The following is an 18,187-nucleotide window of genomic DNA, read 5'->3' as shown; positions in this document are numbered from 1 at the left end:
TGCTCAAATCTCTCGGTTGTTATGCACTTGATGTACCATCAATATAACACAAAGTTTCGGTGCTGTCAATACAAAAAGATAATAAACTACAAATTATTTTTTCGTTAATTTTTTAACACATTATTGTTATATTTTTCACATATTTATTGTTAATTTTTTCACATACTCCAAACGCCGATATTAGTGGATGAAACCGCAATTGCACCTGCTTCAAGAGCACTGACAACATCGGATTTTTCTGTCACAAGTCCGCCTGCAATAATCGGTTTGCCACAGGACGCACTGACTCGTTTGACAATTTTCGGCATCAGACCCGGCATAACTTCAATCATATCAACGCATCTTTCGTTTTTCATAGAAGTGATGTTTTCCATAGCGATGGAATCAATCAAAAAGAATCGTAAAATTGTGTGCAAGCCTTTTGCCTTTGCAAAACGAAGAAGCGGCAATCGAGTGGAAATTATTCCATCCGGCTGTGCAGTTTGAACCAAATAATCAACCGCTGCCTCTCGAGCAGATAGACCCTCGACCAAATCGGCATGAACAAACACTGTTTTGCCCGATGCCTTCAACTTTGCAACAATTCCCGGCACAGAGTTCAAATCGCCAAACAGCACGAACACTACTCGGCACGGACTTTTCAAACATTGCTCAAGTTCCGACTCGTCCTTGACGGCAGCGACTATAGGGCTGTCCTCCAAGATGTTTTCCAAAAATCCCATACACTGTTCCCCCTTTTGTACGGATTTTCATCTATTTTCAACATAATTGTAACTGCTTTTTTTCATCAAGTCAAGCAGGAAACACAGAAGATTTTTTATAATTAATAATTCAGCGTTATAATGTTTCTTCCGATTTTATTTTCAAATTCGATATAGCCCTTATTCGGAACATAAATCACAGTAGGTGCAGTGTTTTCCTGACAATCATATTCAAGTCTAAAACTTCTGCCGTTGTTATCGGTTGAATATTCAATTATGTTTCCGCACACGGCACAAGGATATGGTCGGTTGATAACAGATGTGAACTTTTTGTCGTGAATTCGATAATTCCAATAGATACTCGACCACTGATACTTTTCAAACTGCGAATAAATGTAATCAATATGTTCAACCCATTTATGACCGTTATGGGCGCTTCCGCCCCATTCGCCCATAACAACGGGAACATTCATTTTCAGCTGATTTTTGCGGATTGAATCAATGATGTACTTTATTCTTGAGTTGCTTGAATAATCGTTGTACAGTGGCGAATCAATGAACAAATCATATGCGTGAGGCGAATATATGTAGTTATCCTTTGTTTGAATTTCAAACGGAATACCCAAATTTGAATAATAATTATGCTCAAAAAATGCAAGTTTGTCATCATCAATTTTATCTGCCATAGAATCAACGAATGGCTGATAATATTCCCTGTTGAAGCCCTCGGTGTATTTTTCAAGTCCTTTAACAGCATTGCCAAAAGCCTCGTAGCTGTCAAGTTTGTTCAAGAATTTCTTTAGTCCGCCGTGTTTGTTCACCCTGTACATAAAGGCAAAAAACATACGGATAAATCCTCGTCTTTCTCTGCCATTCTTAAAATAATTTTCGGCACAGAATTCCTCATTTGTGCCCTCTTTAAGACCGTTGCTTGCAATTCGGCAAAAGATTTTGTTTGAATAATCGGTAATCATCGGCTCATTGAGAAAGTCGTAGCCGATAACATTATCAAAACCTTTGAATTCAAGCACAATTTTATCCCAGAATTCCGAAAAATCCGTTTGCACATTGTTTTTGTTTCGCCAAAAATCGTTGAACGCTCTTTGAACATCCTTGAAATAGAAATATCCCTCTGCCCAAATTGCAACAGGTCTTTTGCGAGGATAATCCTTTGTCGCCCAACTTGGAGCACCATCGCCAAAACGGAACTTGCTGCAATACAAATCTTGATGCACATCCAAAAGAACATAAATATTATTATCCTGTGCCGTACTGACAAACTTTTTCAAAAATCCGAAAGCACGCTCGTCAAAGCAATTCTTTTCAGGTTCAAGCGCCGACCAATTAAAGCCAAGACGAATAATGTTTATTCCGTTTTCAACATACTCGGCAAACATTTTGTCAAACTTCTTTTCCATTCTATAAACAAAATAATTAAAATGATCTTTTTTTATGCAAACATTTACACCCTTAAATATACATTGTCTGCCGTATTCATCACGAATCGCAAGCCCGTCTTTATAAAACATTACTCCACCCTTTCGCCTGTCAAGAATGACAAATCTTCTGTCAACTCGACCAAATCGGTATTATCAAAAAAGCCTTTAATCAGCTTGATTGCATCTGCCTTTGACTGCTCAAACAAATCCTCGAAGCTGTCGTTTCTTTTCATATTATTAAACGGTGACGACCACGCACCGTGATTGACATTTGCAAATTTAACGGCATACTGCATATCATCGACTCTGAACATTGATGACGGCTTGAAACCTTTTACAAGCGGAGAAACGACATTTTCAAGCGGTTTCATCACTCTGCGAAGTTTATTTTTTGGGTCAAAAGTTACCGCCTGAATATATCGCAAATCATCAATTGCCTGCTCTGCATCTGCCGTGCTGACAAATTTTTCCGTAGCGTTTGAAACAAAACTACTTATGATTTTTGCACAATGCATGCGAGTTAAATCGGTATAATTAAGCGTTTTTTCGGTATCAAACGAAGCGGGATTTTGCACGCCCAAGCGTTTATACAGCAAATACGAATCAAGTCCGAATTCTGCCATATTGTGCGCCGTGAAATGGTGCATACCGCTATACAATTTTTCAAAACGATACTGCATAAAATAGATGTACGGATGGCACACCCTGTCAAGTGCATAGTGCAAAACAAAACCGACCGCATATGATTTTGCAATATCGTCATTCGGATTTTGGTTTACATAGCTACGCATTGCGTCAAAGAGAGCACTCGGCTTTGCACGGTGCAAAATCGAGCCAACCTTGCGCAAACTTTTGCCACACATCCACGGCAAAATTCTGTGGTCATAAAATATATCCGGACCTTGCGTGCCAATATAAACCGCCTGTTCATCAATTGCAAAATTCACATTTTTCTTTACCTCATCCATCAACTCATAAGCAAACAAATAATGCGTTGAATATGCCGGCATAATATCACCCTTTGTTTAATAATTTATGTTTTTAAAAGTTAAATCTGCTGTCTGTCAACAACTTCAATTTGGTTTGAATAAAGCGTAACAAGACTGCCGTCATCCTCGTAATAGGAAACATATCCCCTTGCTACCCAATTATAATCTGACGACATATTGCGAATGTTTGAAATGCAAACACCGTTCAATTCTCCGACATTGAATCTTGACGCCATCATTTTATTTGTGATAAACAGCGTAAAGTTGGTTGGGTCAAAAGTTTGTGCATCATCGTAATAAAACAGTATTCCCATTGATTCAACTCTGCAATCTTCCGGCAATCCGACTGCCAACAAGAAAGAGGCTGTGCTTGTTTCTTCGTCAAAATCATAATGCAATTCAGTTGCAGGTTCATTATTTACAGGTGTCGGCGGAGTAGGAAGTTCCACATTCTTTTTGTCATATTCCGCAATAATTGAAACATCCTCGCCTGCCTGCAATTTTGCAAGGACATCGGCTTCATCATATACCCATCTGCCGTTTGTATAACCGTATCTATACGGAACTTCAGGTACAAAATCGGCGATAGAATTCATATTTTTCCACTCGTCAAAAGTTTTTGTTACGGTCGATTTAACCCAATTGGTATATGTTGTGAAGGTCAGTGTTGAAGAATCGTTCTTCACAAACACAGCCTTCAAATATGTGTTGGCAATTACAGTAAATGTATATTCGCTGTTTTTACTGAAATAGAGATTATTGACCGTGTCGTACCAACCGACAAACTTGTAGCCCTCGTTCGGAGTGGCTGTCAATGTTACTGAAGTTCCGTACAACACAGAATTTTCATTTCTGACATTCGACTCATCCCCATACTGAACGGTAAAAGTTCCGTTTGGTGCGTTGACCTCAAATTCAAGATAAGGGTCAAGTCCGTTCATTCCGTCCAAAATATTTTCAACAATTGAATCCACCTGCTTTTGCGACAGATTGGTTAAATCATCGGGAATGGAATTAATCCTATTCATAAGTTCGTTATATGTGCTATCTGAAAAATCTTCAGGCGAATATCCGTCTATAATTGAAAGCAAATAATCCAAAACTTCTGTATCGGGTCCAAAGAAGAGATTTGCTTCAAACAGACAATCATTCCCTGTGCCAATTGCCATTTCGTTCCATTTTTCCTGTGTTGAATAATAATAAATCGACACCAAAGAATTGCAAGCATAAAACGCATTGTCACCAACAGATGTTACGCTGTTTGGTATTGCAATATCGTAAATAGCGGTGCAGGAATAAAACAAGCACGAAGCAATAGAAGTTACACCCTCGGCAATAGTAATATTTTTTACATCACTGCTTTGAAAGAACGGTGATTTGTTTGTACTGTTATTATAACTGTACATTTCGCCTGTTCCTGTGAATTTCAATTCACCTGTTTCCTTGTTAAGCTCATAATTCACATTGTTTCCGCATTTGCCACTGACCAAGCCCCACGGAATTTCCGTATCTGGCAAATTAGAGTAAGCATATGCAACACTGCTTGCGGAAAATACACCCAAAAGCATTGTAATCGACAATATTAAAGCAAGAATTTTTTTCATTTGTACACCTCAAAAAGCACAGAATTAATCACTTATATTTTAATTATAACATTTTGCAACAAAATTAACAACACAATTTCGAAAACAAGCAATTAATTTATATAAATTAGACAAACAAAAAACAACTCAAACACGAAGTCCAAGTTGCTTTTCGTTAATATAAATCATTAAGACAATAGCTATTTCTTTTCCCAGCCGGAATACAAAGTCATACTGTCGCTGACCTTATCTTTGGTCACATCAAACTGATTTTTGCAATCTTTGTCTGTATACCAGCCGGTGAATGTGTAACCCTCTTTAACCGGGTTTTCTTCAACCTCAACGAGCTGACCGTACATAACCTTTTGGTTTTCTATCTGCGAACCGCCGTCGGTGTTGAAAGTGACAGTGAAGCCTGCGTGACTTACCGCAAAAATCATACAGGCAATCAGAACGATAATACCAATCAAAATCAACCTGTCCGCCGTTTTAACCGACATCTTCACATTTCTGTAAAGTCCGCCCGGTTTTCTTTCAGTATTTAGACTCATTGTGTTGTTATCTTCCATTGTTTTCACTGCCTTTCAAAGAGATAATGGGGGATAAAATGAATAATTATTATCTGCGTGCAAGATACTTACGCATATCAATTGCGCACGCAACAAGGATGATTACACCCTTGATGATGTAAAGCATATTTGCTGATACAGAAAGGAAGTTAAGACCTGCGAAAATAATCTGCAAAAGAAGAACGCCGATTACGATACCGCTGATTTTACCTGTACCGCCTACGAAAGATACACCGCCGATTACGCAAGCTGCGATAGCGTCACATTCGTAGTTAAGACCTGTATTTGCAGAGCAAGAAGCAATACGAGCGCCCTCAATGAAACCTGTGATGCCGTACATAACACCTGCAAGAACAAATACCATAAGTATTGTCATAAATACATTTACACCTGAAACTCTTGCAGCCTCTTCATTTGAACCGACTGCAAACATATTCTTACCAAACTTTGTCTTGTTCCAGATAACCCACATAATTGCTGTGAGGATGATGGAATAAAGGACATATTTTGGAATGGCAACACCGCCGATTGTGAACAATGTGCCTGTGATGAAACTTGTGTATGATGGGTCAAGACCTGAAAGAGTTTGACCGTTGTTACCGCCGATCATAAGATACATAAGAACTGTACCGAATACGATAAGCTGGGTAAAAAGAGTTACGATGAACGGATGAAGCTTGAACTTTGCAACAAAGAAACCGTTTACAACACCGACAACTGCGCCGATTGCAATTACTGCAAGGAACACAACGATTAGAGGCATTGTCTTAAGGTTAGGGAACATTTTGTTTGCATAATCCGTCATCTGCAAAAGAGATGCCGCAACGCAGGCAGTAAGACCAACGCATCGACCGGCAGAAATATCTGTACCTGTAAGTACGATACATCCTGCGATACCAAGTGCGATAGGCAACTTTGCCGCTGTAAGCGAAATAATATTTACGATTGATGATACGCTCAAGAACGCCGGAACTTTTACCGCAATAAAGATAACTGCAATTGCGATGATGATGTACATTGCGTTGTTGAACAACAAATCTGTGATAAGTCTTTTTTTATCGTCAGGGCTTGCCTCCTTGAATTTATTTATCCAAAGGGAAACTCTTGACGGCTTTTTCATTTTTTTAACATTTTGCTCAGCCATAGTGGAATCCTCCTTATACATATTTTGCCGCAAGGGTCATAATTTCTTCCTGGGTGGTTGTCTTTGCATCCACTTCACCCGAAAGTCTACCGCCCGACATAACAAGAATTTTGTCGCACACGCCGAGAAGTTCCGGCATTTCGGACGATACCATAATTACGGTTTTGCCCTTTTTGGCAAGATCGAGAATAAGCTGATAAATCTCGTACTTTGCACCTACATCAATACCTCTTGTAGGCTCATCCAAAAGAAGCACGGTAGGGTCGGTAAGCAACCATCTTGCAAGGATAACCTTTTGCTGATTACCACCCGACAAAGAACTGATTTTTGTTTCCTGATTAGGGGTCTTTACCCTTAATGACTTGATATATTCTTCAGTAGTATCCTTCATCTTTTTCTTGTTGAGGAACGGACCTATCTGATATTTTTTCAAGCTTGAAATAGTGGTGTTTTCCCTGATGTTAAGTATTCCGAAAATACCATTTGCACGCCTCTCCTCTGTCAAAAGAGCAAAGCCGTTTTTGATTGCTTCGTTAGGGTGCTTGTTTTTAACCTCTTTACCGTCAAGGAAAATCTTGCCCGAGCGTCTTGTTGTGATACCGAATATCTGTTCCAAAAGCTCGGTTCTGCCGGAGCCGTCAAGTCCTGCAACACCGAGGATTTCTCCCCTATTTGCTTCAAAGGATACATCTGTGAGATTTGTGTATTCTGCACTGAGATTTTCAACCTTCAAAAGCACATCGCCAATCACATTATCCTTTTCAGGATAACGGTTTGTAAGCTCACGACCTACCATAAGCTTGATGATTTCGTTCATTGTAAGCTCACTTGCAGGTCTTGTGGCAATCCACTTGCCGTCACGCATGATGGTGACTTCATCGGAAATACGGAGGATTTCCTCCATTTTGTGAGAAATATAGATAATTCCGCAGCCTCTGTCACGAAGCATATTGATGATGCGGAACAAATGCTCAACCTCTTCTTCTGTGAGTGATGAGGTCGGCTCATCAAAAACAATAATTTTTGAATTGTACGAAACTGCCTTTGCAATTTCAACCATCTGTCTTTGAGAAACGGACATTGTGCTCATAACAGTTTTTGGGTCAACATTTATATCAAGGTCTTTAAAAACCTTCATTGTTTCGTCATACATTTTCTTTTCGCTTGTAAACGGAACAAATTTTGACACCTGTGGAAATCTTCCGAGCCACATATTATCCATAACATTGCGCTTGAGTGCTTGGTTAAGTTCCTGATGCACCATAGCAACGCCGTTTTCAAGGGCTTCCTTGGAGTTCTTGTAGTTAACCTCCTTGCCGTCAACATAGATTTGACCGCTGTCCTTGCTGTAAACACCGAAAAGGCACTTCATAAGTGTTGATTTGCCGGCTCCGTTTTCGCCCATAAGAGCATGAACCGTGCCTCGCTTTACCGTAAGCTGGGCGTGGTCAAGAGCTTTAACACCGGGGAATGACTTTTCTATATCAACCATTTTTAACAATACATCTTTGTCAGCAGCATCGGATATGTTTACATTTTTCTGCATAGCTATCTCTCCTATCTGCATTTATTTACGGTTGAGGCATAAAGCCCCAACCGTAGAGATTCTAATTGACACCGTAGAATTTAATTATTCGGCACTATCTGCTGTGTATGCAGAGTAAGGGATGTTAACTCTCCATGTGCCTACTACATTTTCGGTATCAATACCGTCAAGAGCGTTTGCTCCGTCAAGGTAGTTCTTCATAATTGTTGTGATTGCGGTTGCCATACCTTCAGCGTCCTGCTTGATTGTACCAACCATTGTGCCTGCCTTGATTGCTGACTTTGCAGCGTCTGTTGCGTCAACACCAAATACAGGGATGTATCTGCCGCCCTCTTTGTTGTAGCCTGCTGTCTGGAGAGCAGAAACTGCACCAAGAGCCATTTCGTCGTTGTTTGCAATAACAAGTTCAATCATATTCTTGTTAGCTTCTGTATACTGTGCAAGAGCTGTGCTCATATAGTTTGTTGCAGCAGCTGATGACCAAAGACCGTCCTGGTCAACAAGATACTTGTTCTTGTTTGCGCTGTCGTAGAATTCAAGTTCAGGCTTGCCTGCTTCTTTGAGAACTGTGTTTGCATCCTCAACACCATACTGTGTACGAGCGATAGCTTCCATGTTACCTTCTTGACCCTTGAACATTACATAGCTGATCTTGCCGTCGCCGTTAAGGTCGTACTTATCGTAATTTTCAACAAGATATTCGCCAATCATCTTACCCTGCATATGACCTGCCTGCTCGTAGTCTGTACCTACGAATACGCACTTTTCATAGCTTTCGATAACTGACTGATCAACTGAACGGTTGAAGAATACAACAGGAACATTCTTTGCCTTTGCAAGATTGATGATGTTCTGTGCAGCGTCGTTTGAGCCTGTATCAACAACATTTACAATAAGCATTGATGAGCCTTTTGCAAGAGCTGTCTGAACCTGCTCGGTCTGTGTTGTCTGATTGCCGTTAGCATCATAATCGTTGAAGGTGTAGCCTGAATCCTTTAAGATTTTGTCCATTGAAGAACGAACGGTAGAAATATAAGCATCACTGAATGTGTAATAGAATACAGATATTTCACCCTTGTTCTTTGGTGCTTCGGTCTTTGAATCGTCACCCTTGTTGGATGAGCATGCGGCAAAGCCGACAACCATCACTACTGCCAAAAGCAGTGCAAATAACTTTTTCATCTTTTTCATAAAGATTACCTCCTTAAATTATTGTTAAGTCATTTAGCATCTTCATTATATCGTTGGTCAATTGAAATGAGAATGTAAAATCTTATTCAAAATGTATAAAATTTTATCATTTTACAAAATAATTATGTGTAAAAAGTTAACCCCGATATATTGTTACCAATAAATCGGGGTTTTATTTATGCAATATTAACAAAACAGGAAATGATATCCAACCTTATTCAAAACTAAACAGAACTTTTTGAACATCCTTGTTGAACATATTTTTGCGATTGACAACACAAACCGAAGTTTCGGTCAAAGGATCTATGCTCTTTCCTGCCATAAGCTGTGCGGCATTTGAAACCGCAATGTAGCCGATTGCAAACGGATTTTGCACAATAAGGGTGTCAATCTCGCCCGTTTCAAGCATACCGACACATTTTATATTGCTGTCAAAGCCGACAACACAAACGCTGTCTGCAAGGTCAAGCTCGGATATAGCTGTGCCTGCACCGAGTGTTGCCCATTCGTTGAATCCGATGAGAGCATTGATTTCGGGATGATTTTTCAAAAGTTTCTTTGTTTTGTCTGTTGCATTGTCCGCATCAGATGAAATATAAACAGTATCAACAATTTTTGCATTGCCGAGAGTTTCAATATATTCGGCAAAGCCCTGCTGACGCTCGGTATTGTTCTCGGTGTTTTCACCAGAACTTACTATACCTATATATATATTACTCTCATCCTTGCACAATTTTTCAACTGCCTCGCCTGCTTTTTTGCCGGCCTGAATATTATTTGTTCCGATAAACGCCTGTGTGTTTTTCACAGCAACATTGCTGTCTATCATAATAACCTTTATTCCGCTGTCAACCGCATCTTGCACAACAGGTGCGGTTTTTTCGTAATCTATCGCAGACAAAACAATAACATCAACATTGCGTGCAATGGCATTTTTTATCATCTTGTTTTGCGCCTTGCAATCCGACTCGTTGTCAGGGCCTTCAACAGTGACATCAAGGTTATATTCCGTTCCGGCAGATACGGCACCATTTTTCAAATCGCTCCAAAAATCGGAATCACTGCCCTTTGTGATGACGGCAACCTTGCCGTGAACAGATGTTTTTGCAGTGCTTGTGCATCCAATCAAGCATCCGACAGCGAAAACCAACACCAAAAGCGAAGCCAATATTTTTTTAATATTCATTTTCGTGTCCTTTCTCTATCATCGGGATTCTGACAGTAACGGTTGTGCCGACATCAAGCTCGCTTTCAATCTTAATACCGTAATGTTTGCCAAAATAGATTTTCAAGCGGTCGTCAACATTCTTAACTCCTATACCTCTCGAATCGCTTCTGCCCTTTTCAAGAATTTTTCTGCACTGCTCCTCGGTCATACCAAGTCCGTTGTCGGCAATAATAATCAAAATATCCTTACCGTCTCGCTTAACGGTGATTTTGATTTCGCCCTCGTCAACCATTCGGTCAAGTCCGTGATAAATTGCATTTTCAATAAACGGTTGAACTGTGATTTTGTTGCACATACAGTTGAGCAAATCCTCGTCAACATCAAACGAATAAGTAAACTGATTTTTATATCTATAACTTTGAATAATCAAATAGCTTTCTGCGTGCTTGAGTTCGTCACCGATTGTAATAAATTCATTTCCGTGGCTGATACTGATTCTAAAGAGCTTTGCAAGTGCGCCAACCATCTTGACAGCGTCCTTGCTGTTGTCCTGCTCGCACATCCACTGGATAGAATCAAGGGTATTGTACAAAAAGTGAGGATTAATCTGTGCCTGCAAGGCTTTGAGTTCCGTCTTGCGCAAAATAATTTCCTCGTTGTGCACCTTTTCCATAAGCGACTGAATCATACCAACCATATGCTCAAACGATGCTGAAAGCGTTTGGAATTCAACAACATTACTCATATCAGCATTGTACTTAAAGGTTTCTGCCTGCTTTTCAAAATCCTGCATAGATGAAACAAGTCGTCTTACAGGTCGGGTAACGGTTCGTGACAAAATCAAATAAATCACAAGAGAAATAAGCATACTGAAAAGAAGCGCAAACAAAAATCCGACAAGCAGTTGTTCCCTTACCGATTTTGTGACCTCATCATTATAGCTGACGCCGACAATTCGCCAATTGCAACCGCTCATTGACATAAGACAATAAATATTATCCTTTTCAATGTGAGTGCCGTCAGTCATCTTTGCAATCCTGTCTGTATTTTCTTTCTTTATACCCGAAAACAACATCTGCTGTTGCGGATGATAAACTACATCACCCTTTGAATTGATGATATAGCAATAGCCTCGCTGACCGATACTGATATTGTCAATATAGGTTGCAATCTGCGAAAACTTGTAATCAACAGCAACATAAACCTGCTGTTTGAACAGGCTTGAATATTCCTGCCTTACAATGGTTACCACCCAAGGATACTTGTTCCTGTACATTGCGTTGACATGAGGGTCGGTAACCGCAAAACCGCTTGACGCCGCAAAGAAATCCGCCTTGTCAAGAAGCATATCGGTTGCGCTGTCCTTTGCCTTGTCGTTGGTTTCGTTGCCGTACAAAAGAAGTCGCCCGTCATCGTCATAAATCATAACGCTGTAAACATCATCCTCAAGTCTTGCCGATGTTGACAAAACACTTTGGAGTTCCTTTTCACTTTCACAGCTGTTTGCTTCATCACAAAGATTGTTGAGTTTTTTCTTTATGGAGGACATATATCCCGACACTGCAACATCCGCCTGCGACACCGTTTGTTTGGATGACACAGCCGCCGAGTTAATCATCAACTTTTGGTGGAACATACCAAAGAACACAGTCGATGCAAACACCGAAAACAGTATTCCGCAAACAACAACCGCAATGATAAGAGGAGAAAGTTTTGTTTTTTTATACTTAAACATTGCCTGAACCTAAATGCTCCTCTCTGTATTTATTAGGCGACATACCGTAATATCGCTTGAAGCAATAGCTGAAATAATGCTGGTCGCTGTATCCGCATTTTTGCGATATTTCAAATATCTTCATAGAAGTGCACAAAAGCAAATCGCTTGCCGCCTTCATCCTGCGTTCCGTAACAAGAGAAACAAAGTTTTGCGACTTGGTTTTTTTGATGAGTGCACTCAAATAGTTTGGACTTACTCCGAGTTTTTCGCTTGCATCGGTCAAAGACAAGTCCTCATTCATATATTCATTATTAATGATTTGAAGAGCCTTGTCGCAAATAGATTCGCTCTCATGTCTTTGTGAGCGAGAAATCATATCTCTTGCATTAAGGCAAAGTGAGATAAGTTCCTTTTTGTATCTCTCATTATAATCAAACGAAAGACGGGAAGTGATGAAATTATTTGACGAAAAAAGTTCCGACAAAGCATTTGCATCCGACAAAACGCTGACACATCTGTGGGCAGTTGCAAGAATCTGAATAATGAGATAATCAATACCGCCCCTGCTTTTGCCGGCAAACATTTCTTCAAGATAATCGTTGATTTCCTGCTTTGTGCCAACCTTGAGCAACTGTTCAAGCCTGTCAACCGATTTGTCAACAGCCTCGTATTCAAAAGAACTTTTCGGTTCTTGGTCATTGATATATCTAATATCGCCCGCACCGTCAGAAGTGTATCGTCTGGCAGTGATGGCCTGTGTGCATGCAAATGCAAGCAATGACGGACGGTCAACGGTTTGGCTGATACCGATTGTGCATTTTTGAGAAAGAAGTTTCTTTGCACTTTGCACCATTTCAATAACAGGAAGTCGAAGTTTCGTTGACATATCCGCCGGAGTGCTTGTAACAAGAGTTACAATTCTGCCGTTTACAAGAAAACTCTCGCAGTCTGCATACTTGCCGACAATGGCATTAACAAAATCCATATGATGACTTTCGGTTACATTCTTGCCTTGCAAATTTTTGAATTTTGACACAACAACGCTGAAACAGTCGCCGTCACTTTTGACAATTCCAAGCCTCTTGGCGGTTTGAAGAAGCACTTCATCAGGGTAATTGTCATCACCTGTTCCGAGAAGAAGAGGAAGCAAAAACTCTGCCTTTTCAAGCCTGATTGATGTATTTTCATCAGAAGTTCCGCTTTTGAGTTGTTCGAACTCATAATCCATTTCCTCTCTGATTTTTACGAGTTCGTCACCGAGTTCCTGTGCGGAAATCGGCTTTAAAAGATAGCGGATAACATTATATTTGAATGCTTCCTGTGCGTATTCAAAATCATCGTAGCCACTCAAAATAACAAGTTTTGTGGCAGGACGAACCTCTCGAGCCTTGCGTGCAAGCTCAAGTCCTGTCATAAGTGGCATTTTTATATCTGTCAAAATGAGGACAGGCTCAAGTTTTTCGAGTTGTTCGAGTGCTTCAATTCCGTTTTCGGCATCGCCGACAACATTGAAACCTGCACCCTGCCAGTCAACACTTTTTATAACTGCCTCTCTCTGACGAGCTTCATCGTCAACAACAAGAACACTGTACATAATTTACCCTCTCATAATAATCAGTCGTTTTTTTATACTAATCTAATTTTTATTATATAAAATGTTCAGGAGTTTATCAAGAAATATTTATAGACAGAATTAACCAAAATGATTTTCAATGGGACTTCAGCTTTTGTTTTAAATAATTTAAAACAATATAATAGAATATAGACAGCAAAAGACTCAAGGACAAAAAACCTTGAGTCTTATTTTTCATTTACGAGTGCCGTCATCATTGAATGTAGTTTTCTTTAATAAGGATTATTAAATACAACGGTTAGAAGTTCTAACTGAAAAAATCTACAATAGTAGAAATTAATAAGGATTATTAAATTGGATGAACAACATACCTCAACTTGCATCTACAATAGTAGAAATTAATAAGGATTATTAAATATGACGATTATGACATTTGATTTAACATATCTACAATAGTAGAAATTAATAAGGATTATTAAATATGCGGATAAAATCGGGTCAACTGTCGGAATCTACAATAGTAGAAATTAATAAGGATTATTAAATCCTTAATTTGTTATATATGTCAAAAGATAAGTATATATTCTCTTGATATTTGATGTTTTTACAAAAAAGTCTATACATTTTCAATTTAACAACCCTTACGTTCTTAATTATATCACATTAACACCGAGTTTTGCAACTAACTAATCACGAAACAATCTGTATCTTCATTTTTTGCGTATCCACATTTATCAATTTTTGCAATTAGGATTTTCCATTATACTTCATCACAATTTTGTGCGTATTGCAACCATTCAGAATTTTTGATTGAAATATTAGCCTTGGTTTCATCGTCTGCTTGTTTAATTTGATTAATCGCCCACAAACCTTTTCTTGCGATATTGTATGCACCGTTTGAATCGGCATCACAAGGGAGAGAAGATGTAATGTCATAATTACGGCTGTCATAAAATTCACCATTTGAATTTTTCACAGGAGAAATCAAATAATCAACATCAACATTTTTTGAAATGCTGTTACGCATTTGAAGTGTCAGCGACAACAAGCCCATAAGTTTTTTGTAAAAGCTCTTTTCATCCATAGCAAGTATCTGCTCTTTCAAATTATCAGTGTAATCAATATCAAATTCAACAAACAAGTTCTTGAATTCATCATTAAGGACAACAACTTCACTATTAAATTTGTTGTTATTTTCAGGATCTCTAAATGTTCGGATTCTGTCACCATATGTGCAGACCGTCCATTCTCTCTTGAAGTCAGCATTACATTTTGGGAAATTATCATAATTAAAACTGAACTCAAAATAATTCTCTTTTTCGTTATATCTGATTTCGTCAAATTTACTAAAAAATTCTTTTGAAGCAGAAACGCTATTATACTTTGGCTTGAGCAAGTTAACAAAACCTGTTGTTGGGTCAATCTTACTTGTAAGCCAAGCAGGGATATAGAATATAATTCCGTCCTGTCTGCCATTTCTGACCTTGGTTGCCTCATTCGTCAACTGATAAGCATTCAGCAAACCGCCCATTTCATTTGGATCAAGTTTTTTATCAACAAGATAATTTAACTTTTGGGTTAACATTCTTTCAAACTTTTGATAAACTTGCTTTTCAACCTTTTTTCGGCTGTTAACAAAACCTGAATTCAAATCTTCCATAGCAATAACAGCATCATATTTTACAACAAGCTGACAAATCTTATGAACAACCTGACTGATATAACCTTCTTTTAGCTCTTTAATATTTCCGATAGTTTTCCAGCTTTTTCTTGCTTCGTTTCTTTTTTCTTCTCGGTCATTGAGCAATTTGTGATAATCGGTTTTATATCCGTTATCTGCTTCGATAACATTCAAAGGCACTTGTTCAACAAGTTTGCCGTTTCCGTCAACAACGCAAGCATAAACAAGGTTTCTTTCACCTCTGTCAATTCCGATAACATATGTATCCTCACTATTTTTTAAGACATTACGGACATCATCGTTTATATAACCCTTGCTATTTGCCTTAAAATTAAGAACAATCGGCAAATGAAGTTGAAATTGCGGTTTTGTATATCTCATATCCTTTACAATATCATATTCAAAAGTACTTGTCTTTTTAACATTGTTAGGATTTTTATTATCAATAGGCTGATTTTTTGGATGAACGATCATTTCATTCTTGTCGATGCTCGGCTTACGATAGAACATTTCTGCACCACCTGAAAGCTTATAAACAACATCTTCCAGATTACGCTCATCAAACAACATTTTAAAGTACAAAGTATGCAAATTCGGAGTACCTTTGCTCTTGCGATTTTCAGAAAAGTCTTTGTTGTAAAGTTGGAACATATACAAACTTCCGTTATCAACCATTTCTTCCAAATATGATTCGGATATTTTTCTATATCCAATTGAATATCCTTGGTCAGACACTTCTTTAAAAAATTTTGAAATATCCTCATAATCATTTGTTTCTGAAAAATCAAAATCAAATTTAGACCAATCCGGATGATTTTCAATAGACGCTTTATAAAAATCAATAAATTTATGGCAATCATCCAAATTAAAGCTATCGCCTTTTTTGAACGATCCTGTCGCCCTTATATTTAAGATTTCGTCCGAAGGATTAAACAAATCTTTATTACTTGTTGCAAAAAATACTTTTGGCAACATTTTACTTGGCTCAGGCAACAACTTATAATCAATTTTCTCAAACGGACTGCTTTCGTCCTCCGGAAAATCTTCAAACAATTTGCTTTTACCCTTTTCCATAATAGCCAAATAATACTTTTCGCCATTCCTTAACAATACAGAACGATAAGCTCGCTCCTTATTTTTATCCCAACCGGCTAAAAATTGAGGGTTTTGGAAATTAAGTTTTATCTTGTCATTTGAATATGGCTTTTGAGTAATATGATTTCTCACCTTGTTATATACTGCGTCTACTTGTCTTATTTCTTCAAAGCACTCAAGAAACGCACCATAAAAAGCATTATCTTTTGATTCCTCTTTTCCTGTTCCGCAAAGAGGTTTCAAAAACGCTTCATAATTCTTGATTGAATCCAAGAAACTCTTAATCAATTCAATTGCGTCATCATTCTTTGACAATCTTTTGCTGTGCGAATACTCGTTTGACAACAAATCTTTTGCATTATTATATGCAGTCTTTATATCAGCATACAAGGATGCAGATTCATCCACAAGATAATCCACAATACTTAAATCCGAATTTGCAAGTCTTTGTAATTCAGAAACAGAAAAGCTCTTTATCTTTTTAAATTCTTTGTCTTCCTTCTCATAAAACTTTTCTTCATTTTTACCTTTTTTATGAGTCGATTCGTACTCATCATTCCAATTATTTCTGATAAGCGACCAATCACCAAACACCTTTTTTGAAATATCTGTCACTGCCACACCTGATGAAATAAAGATATTGTCTGTGTTATAATTCGCAATATCCGACATCAAATCATTAGCTTTTTCCAAAGATTCAGCAATATTGTCATAAAGAACATTGATTGAATTCAAAACCTCATTGTCATCCTTGAACTTTTCAGGTATAAATGACAACGAACTTCTATCACTCAATATTTGTTTATACAACGGCTTTAACAACGGAAGTTTTTTGCTTTTATCTGATTTGGCAATTTGCTGATTATAAAGATTTATTTTTTCGTTTAATCCCTGAACTTTAGACGCATCGCTATTGCTATATCCACCTATAATGTTGTTATATTTTTCAATTCCTGACTGTGACAACACAAAATTGAAATAATCAACAGAAAAGACATCTTGAACATCAACATTATAAACACCATTAAAATTGGCGTTTAACTCATCAACGGCTTTTTGTGGCAAAGCAAGAATAACCTTTTCAAAACTTTTAACATTATCCAAGAATTTAGGCAAATTGTCATTTATGCAACGATATGGCACACCCGTGCTTTTTTCTTCGTCAGTATAAATGTTTTTTCTATTTTCCCAAAAGCCTTGAAAATATGTAGAAAAATCATTAAATTGTTCCAAGGTTTCTATTTCTTCATCTTGGGTTAAAAATTCAGGCAACAACTCTCTGATAAACTCCTTTTTTGATAACAAAGGATATATTTTTACACCATCAACAGTATACTCCTTCATTGCTTTTGAGATTTGTTTTCTCATGGAAGCCTCAAGAGACTCAATTTTCTTTACTTCGGAATCAGATTTGTTTTGCTTAAAATAAAGCTCACAATATTCATCAACACCATTTAAAACAACCGAATTCAATGCAGATTCAATAAAATTTTTATGGTATTCATCCATATAACCTTTTACTTTAATGTAGTTTTTTGCACGCTCCTCATCTTCCTCAAGCAAAAACTTTTTGTAAAAGTTATCTTCAGTTTTCCCCCAAGGAATCAACGCCATTCTGATTGTTTTTGACAAACTATACACATTTACGAAGTTATCTTTTATCATAACAACACCTCTTTTATACATTAAAAATAAATATGCAAAAAGTTTCGATATAACAATTATACCATTTATGCACAAAAAGTACATATCATTTTTAAAAAAGTCCATAAATTGTCCCATATATTTCTA

12 protein-coding genes are annotated in these 18,187 nt (G+C 37.9%); all 12 read right to left on the bottom strand.

Annotation, left to right across the window (positions count from 1 at the left end; genetic code table 11):
• Nucleotides 1-158: 158 nt before the first annotated feature.
• The gene (locus B5D29_RS00995) at nt 159-722 is read right to left on the bottom strand and encodes a glycerol-3-phosphate responsive antiterminator (protein ID WP_078767710.1); all 564 of its coding nucleotides are present in this window, start codon (nt 720-722) and stop codon (nt 159-161) included.
• A gap of 101 nt (nt 723-823) precedes the next feature.
• Nucleotides 824-2,230: a cellulase family glycosylhydrolase gene (locus B5D29_RS00990; RefSeq protein WP_078767709.1), complete on the bottom strand. Its 1,407-nt coding sequence runs from the start codon at nt 2,228-2,230 to the stop codon at nt 824-826.
• On the bottom strand, nt 2,230-3,150 hold the full coding sequence (locus B5D29_RS00985) for a zinc dependent phospholipase C family protein (RefSeq protein ID WP_078767708.1): 921 nt from the start codon (nt 3,148-3,150) through the stop codon (nt 2,230-2,232). Before B5D29_RS00985 ends, B5D29_RS00990 begins: the two co-directional genes overlap by 1 nt.
• Nucleotides 3,151-3,188: 38 nt before the next feature.
• Entirely contained in the window at nt 3,189-4,733 is a 1,545-nt protein-coding gene (locus B5D29_RS00980) for an InlB B-repeat-containing protein (protein WP_078767707.1), read from the bottom strand.
• Between the two features lie 179 nt (nt 4,734-4,912).
• Complete coding sequence (locus tag B5D29_RS00975) at nt 4,913-5,281, bottom strand: InlB B-repeat-containing protein (protein WP_078767706.1); 369 nt, start codon at nt 5,279-5,281, stop codon at nt 4,913-4,915.
• A 49-nt stretch (nt 5,282-5,330) separates the two neighbouring features.
• Nucleotides 5,331-6,425, bottom strand: coding sequence for a galactose/methyl galactoside ABC transporter permease MglC (locus B5D29_RS00970; protein ID WP_143406702.1), 1,095 nt, complete (start codon nt 6,423-6,425; stop codon nt 5,331-5,333).
• Nucleotides 6,426-6,438: 13 nt separating this feature from the next.
• The gene (locus B5D29_RS00965) at nt 6,439-7,971 is read right to left on the bottom strand and encodes a sugar ABC transporter ATP-binding protein (protein WP_078767705.1); all 1,533 of its coding nucleotides are present in this window, start codon (nt 7,969-7,971) and stop codon (nt 6,439-6,441) included.
• Nucleotides 7,972-8,055: 84 nt separating this feature from the next.
• Nucleotides 8,056-9,162 (bottom strand): galactose ABC transporter substrate-binding protein, encoded by a 1,107-nt coding sequence (locus B5D29_RS00960; RefSeq protein WP_078767704.1) that lies wholly within the window; start codon nt 9,160-9,162, stop codon nt 8,056-8,058.
• 214 nt (nt 9,163-9,376) lie between these two features.
• Nucleotides 9,377-10,348, bottom strand: coding sequence for a substrate-binding domain-containing protein (locus B5D29_RS00955; RefSeq protein ID WP_078767703.1), 972 nt, complete (start codon nt 10,346-10,348; stop codon nt 9,377-9,379).
• Nucleotides 10,338-12,065: a sensor histidine kinase gene (locus tag B5D29_RS00950; protein ID WP_078767702.1), complete on the bottom strand. Its 1,728-nt coding sequence runs from the start codon at nt 12,063-12,065 to the stop codon at nt 10,338-10,340. Before B5D29_RS00950 ends, B5D29_RS00955 begins: the two co-directional genes overlap by 11 nt.
• Nucleotides 12,058-13,641: a response regulator transcription factor gene (locus B5D29_RS00945; RefSeq protein ID WP_078767701.1), complete on the bottom strand. Its 1,584-nt coding sequence runs from the start codon at nt 13,639-13,641 to the stop codon at nt 12,058-12,060. Before B5D29_RS00945 ends, B5D29_RS00950 begins: the two co-directional genes overlap by 8 nt.
• A 739-nt stretch (nt 13,642-14,380) precedes the next feature.
• Complete coding sequence (cas12a, locus tag B5D29_RS00940; protein WP_159443365.1) at nt 14,381-18,061, bottom strand: type V CRISPR-associated protein Cas12a/Cpf1; 3,681 nt, start codon at nt 18,059-18,061, stop codon at nt 14,381-14,383.
• Between the last annotated feature and the right edge of the window lie 126 nt (nt 18,062-18,187).

Source organism: Eubacterium coprostanoligenes, assembly GCF_900167205.1.
Lineage (GTDB): Bacteria > Bacillota > Clostridia > Oscillospirales > Acutalibacteraceae > Eubacterium_R > Eubacterium_R coprostanoligenes.
This window is presented reverse-complemented; position numbering and strand designations above follow the sequence as displayed.

What these genes read in the sequence shown, in the direction of transcription:
- B5D29_RS00995 (WP_078767710.1), bottom strand. Translation starts at nt 722, where the DNA reads ATGGGATTTTTGGAAAACATCTTGGAGGACAGCCCTATAGTCGCTGCC.
- B5D29_RS00990 (WP_078767709.1), bottom strand. Translation starts at nt 2,230, where the DNA reads ATGTTTTATAAAGACGGGCTTGCGATTCGTGATGAATACGGCAGACAA.
- B5D29_RS00985 (WP_078767708.1), bottom strand. Translation starts at nt 3,150, where the DNA reads ATGCCGGCATATTCAACGCATTATTTGTTTGCTTATGAGTTGATGGAT.
- B5D29_RS00980 (WP_078767707.1), bottom strand. Translation starts at nt 4,733, where the DNA reads ATGAAAAAAATTCTTGCTTTAATATTGTCGATTACAATGCTTTTGGGT.
- B5D29_RS00975 (WP_078767706.1), bottom strand. Translation starts at nt 5,281, where the DNA reads ATGGAAGATAACAACACAATGAGTCTAAATACTGAAAGAAAACCGGGC.
- B5D29_RS00970 (WP_143406702.1), bottom strand. Translation starts at nt 6,425, where the DNA reads ATGGCTGAGCAAAATGTTAAAAAAATGAAAAAGCCGTCAAGAGTTTCC.
- B5D29_RS00965 (WP_078767705.1), bottom strand. Translation starts at nt 7,971, where the DNA reads ATGCAGAAAAATGTAAACATATCCGATGCTGCTGACAAAGATGTATTG.
- B5D29_RS00960 (WP_078767704.1), bottom strand. Translation starts at nt 9,162, where the DNA reads ATGAAAAAGATGAAAAAGTTATTTGCACTGCTTTTGGCAGTAGTGATG.
- B5D29_RS00955 (WP_078767703.1), bottom strand. Translation starts at nt 10,348, where the DNA reads ATGAATATTAAAAAAATATTGGCTTCGCTTTTGGTGTTGGTTTTCGCT.
- B5D29_RS00950 (WP_078767702.1), bottom strand. Translation starts at nt 12,065, where the DNA reads ATGTTTAAGTATAAAAAAACAAAACTTTCTCCTCTTATCATTGCGGTT.
- B5D29_RS00945 (WP_078767701.1), bottom strand. Translation starts at nt 13,641, where the DNA reads ATGTACAGTGTTCTTGTTGTTGACGATGAAGCTCGTCAGAGAGAGGCA.
- cas12a (WP_159443365.1), bottom strand. Translation starts at nt 18,061, where the DNA reads ATGATAAAAGATAACTTCGTAAATGTGTATAGTTTGTCAAAAACAATC.